Genomic DNA, 3,840 nt, shown 5'->3' with positions numbered 1-3,840 from the left:
CAAAACCGCGCCTGTTTCTTAACGAACTCATTCTTCAACCACACGTACAACACCTCACAAAAATCGAGTGTTGCGACGACCGGTTGAATCCGCCTCCGGCTTGCGGGACAATAACGCGGTGTCTATGCGGGACGCCCCTTACTGTTGTCCGATCTGCTTGTCGCGTATCGGCATCAACCTGAGTTCTTGCGTTTGCGGACGTTTAACTTTGGATGCTGCGGTGTTGGGTATTCAGTGGAGTTTCGTCTTAATGCTTGATCGCGTTTCGCTTCAACATCCCGTCCGTACGTAGGCGCGAACCCCGCGAGTCGACATCGTCATGATCCTTGATCGCCCTGATGAGTGATGAGTGATGAGCCCCATCGATCCATTTGCCAACTTGTGCTGAACCGATGATGTGGTGGGGCCATTACTGCTGACCCCGAGGGTGGCCGAGAGGCATACTGCGATCGGGAGCTCGCTATGCATTTCTGGAGTCAGCCAAATCTTCAACAGACCATCAAGGCCTATCGCTCCCAACTAAGGAAACGGGCTGATCCTCTCCAGCCGGAGACGTTTCACCGCTGGTCGATCCGGTTCGGTCTCGGGCGGCATAGACCACTTGTGCGATCACGAGCGCCCCGAACAGGCTGAAAGCGGCAGCGGCCAGGGCGATCGCGCGGAGGCCGAGTCCCGTGGCGATAACCTGGCCACCGGCCCACGAGCCAACGGCCGCGCCGAGCGCGAAAGCGGCCATGTTAACCGTCAGGGATAGGGTCGGCGCGTCCGCCGCCGTCGCGAGGATCCTGACTTGCAGACCGGGGATCAGTGCGAACGTCGCGATGGAGAACAGCACCAGAAACGCAGCACTTCCGGCTGCGGAGGGGGCGGCGATCCAGAAAAGAACGCATGCGGCTGTGAGCGCCCAGGAGAGCCACCCGACGGTGGCCTCGACAGAGCGATTAGCGAGCCGGCCTCCGATGAAGTTCCCGGCGATCGACCCGCCACCATACGCGAGGAGCACGGCGGGCACCCAGGCGGCGGGGAACCCGCTGACGTCGGTGAGCAGCGGCACCATATAGGTGATCACAGTGAACATGCCGCCTGAACATAGCACCGTGGCGAGCACCGTGCCGGTGACCTGCCAGTTCGTGAACGCCCGTATCTCGTGCCGCACCGAGGTTGGATCCACGGCCTTGTCGTTGGCGGGGATCGCGATCAGGATCATCACACACGTGATCAGAGCGAGCACGGCGACGCTGCCGAAGGTGGCGCGCCAGTTGATCTGCTGTGCCATGAGTGTGCCTAACGGCACCCCGAGGACGGTTGCGAGATTCACGCCGAGTTGGGTGCCAGCTACGGCAGAGCCTCGCTTCTCGGCAGAAGCCAGGCTGCTTGCCGTCACGACGCACACCGCCAAGAACGTGCCGTGGATGATGGCAGCTATCATCCTTCCGACCAGCAGGATCGCGAACGTCGGCGCGAGCGCGCACAGCACGTTCCCGAGCACTGACACCAGCAAGAGCAGCATAAGCAGGTACTTGCGGGGAATACGAGTGGTGACCGCCGTGACTATCGGGCCGCCTACCACCACAGTAAGAGCATAGACAGTGACCATCAGGCCTGCGGTGGGGATGGTCACCGACAGGTCGCGGGAGAGTTCTCCGAGCATCCCGCTGGGTGAGAGTTCGGCAGTGCCGACGCAGAAGATACCGAGGATCAGCACGGCCATCCGGAAGTACATGGAAATCCCTTCGAACGGAAGCGGATTCAGGACACGATGGCGTCGTACGCGGCGGGCAGGGTGCTGTGGCCATCGGCGGCGAGGAAATGCCCTGCTCCGGGGACCACCACGGCCCTGACCCCGAGAAGTTCAGCCAGCCGATCCGTGTGAGAGAGAGGCACCAGGGAATCGTCGTCGGAGCGAATCACGATAACCCGGTCGATGTGTTTGCTTAGCCCGGTCACATCGCAACCGGCACCGATGAAGCTGTCCAACTCCGGCAGCACCGGCAGCGGATCGAGAAACCCGGACACCAAGACGAGGCTTCCTAGCCGCCACACGCCGGTGAGGGACGCCAAGTGCCGCAGTACGGCGAGACAGCCGAGGCTGTGCGCGATCACGGCCGTGTCCTCACCCATCTCGCCCACGGCAGCGCTTACGGTCTCCTGCCAGCGGGGCGCCTCGGGCGCGCGAGAGTCTGGCAGTGCAGGGACGACGGTCCGGATGTTGGCGGCGTCGAGTTGCCGAGCGAGCCAGCCGAACCAGTGATCGTCTGGGACGGCCCCGTAGCCGTGGAAGATATAGGCATCCTGAAGTGTTGTTAAAGAAGTCACGAACAAGAACGTACGGCCTGACGCTAGCGTGAAGGTCAAGCCTGATGAGAGGAGACAGCGATGCAGATTGGCGAACTCGCCAGCAAGACTGGGGTCAGCGCCCGCGCGCTGCGCCACTACGAAGAGCGCGGCCTGCTCATCCCCGCACGCAGCAGCGCAGGCTACCGCGACTACGCCCAAGAGGACATCGTCCGAGTCGCACAGATCAAGACCATGATCGACGCAGGCTTGAACACCGCCTCCGTCAAACGCTACCTCGACTGCGCTCGCGTCGGTGACCACGGCACGTGGCTTGAACTATGCCCGGATCTCCGCGCCGAACTCGCCTCCATCTCCGAATGCCTCGACCGGAGGCAGGGTGAGCTGTATGAGCGACAGCAACGACTGCACGACCTCGCGTCTGCCAACTAAGAACCATCTGGCGCTAGGAGCCCCGTAGCCAAGGATCAACGCGGAGCCGAGGGTGATGAACGATGCGTGGATCGTGTTAACCAACGGTGCGGTGCCCCCGATGATCATCGCGGGGGTTCATCGTTATCCGGACCAGTCCGATGCCGAGCACGAACCTCAGAGCCAGCGGCAGTCCCAGGTCCTGGGAATCCCAGTTGGGGTTCCCCTTGCGGGAACTCTGAGCGACCGGCGTGCCGCCGGCCGTATTGATCGTTCTGGAACATTAGAGTTCCGGCTTGTGAGATCGCGTCTGCGTCCCACCGTGGGTGTCGAACTGACGTGGTGCGCAGTCGTGGGATGCTGAATGATGTCTGACGCGGTCCCGGTCCACATGGCAGCTGGGGACCAATCATTTCTGTCGTTGATCTGAAACCTATAAGGAGTTCTAAATCGTGACACAGCTACCCTCGATCGATGACCACACCGCCCTGATCGTCGTTGACGCTCAGCAAGGATTTGACCAAGTCGAATGGTGGGGACCGCGAAACAACGAGGACTGCGATCAGAACATCGCAGCGTTAGTGAACGAGTGGCACAGGCTTTCGCGACCGGTCGTCTTCGTGCAGCATAATTCTTCTAGTCCGCTCTCCCCGCTGCACCCCAGCAACCCTGGCTATGCGTTGAAAAGCTACATGTCCGGTACTCCAGATTTGTTGGTCCAAAAGACGGTCAACTCAAGTTTTCACGGCACACCCGATCTTCACTCCTGGCTTCGCAAAAACGCTATCTCGATCATTGTGATCTGTGGCATCACCACCAATCACTGCTGCGAAACAACAGCTCGCGTTGGCGGAAACTTGGGATACACCGTCTATTTTGCTATAGATGCAACTCACACATTTGACAGGGCAGACCTCGAAGGTGGCATGATCAGCGCCGAGGAACTTTCCCGAGTAACCGCGATCAATCTCCACGACGAGTTCGCCACTGTCGTCCACTCGCGCGAACTTCTCAACCGCTGAAAGCGTCCCGTAGGGGTTTGGCGGATTCAACCGGTCGTCGCAACACTCGATTTTTGTGAGGTGTTGTACGTGTGGTTGAAGAATGAGTTCGTTAAGAAACAGGCGCGGTTTT

4 protein-coding genes are annotated in these 3,840 nt (G+C 60.3%); 2 read left to right on the top strand and 2 right to left on the bottom strand.

Annotation, left to right across the window (positions count from 1 at the left end; translation table 11 throughout):
* Positions 1-499: 499 nt before the first annotated feature.
* A complete protein-coding gene (locus tag BMW72_RS18045; protein WP_167361078.1) occupies positions 500-1,711 on the bottom strand; it encodes an MFS transporter in 1,212 nt (403 codons plus the stop codon).
* A 38-nt stretch (positions 1,712-1,749) separates the two neighbouring features.
* The gene (locus BMW72_RS18040) at positions 1,750-2,316 is read right to left on the bottom strand and encodes an RBBP9/YdeN family alpha/beta hydrolase (RefSeq protein ID WP_092113099.1); all 567 of its coding nucleotides are present in this window, start codon (positions 2,314-2,316) and stop codon (positions 1,750-1,752) included.
* Positions 2,317-2,376: 60 nt separating this feature from the next.
* Between BMW72_RS18040 and BMW72_RS18035 the strand changes: the two genes are divergently transcribed.
* Together BMW72_RS18035 and BMW72_RS18030 are read left to right on the top strand one after the other, a co-directional pair.
* Complete coding sequence (locus BMW72_RS18035) at positions 2,377-2,727, top strand: MerR family transcriptional regulator (RefSeq protein ID WP_092113089.1); 351 nt, start codon at positions 2,377-2,379, stop codon at positions 2,725-2,727.
* 431 nt (positions 2,728-3,158) lie between these two features.
* Positions 3,159-3,728, top strand: coding sequence for a cysteine hydrolase family protein (locus tag BMW72_RS18030; RefSeq protein ID WP_166787665.1), 570 nt, complete (start codon positions 3,159-3,161; stop codon positions 3,726-3,728).
* Positions 3,729-3,840 lie beyond the last annotated feature (112 nt).

This window comes from Cryobacterium luteum (genome assembly GCF_900110125.1).
In the GTDB taxonomy this organism is placed as follows: domain Bacteria; phylum Actinomycetota; class Actinomycetes; order Actinomycetales; family Microbacteriaceae; genus Cryobacterium; species Cryobacterium luteum.
The sequence above is the reverse complement of the archived record's forward strand: the minus strand, read 5'-3'. Positions and strand labels throughout refer to the sequence as shown.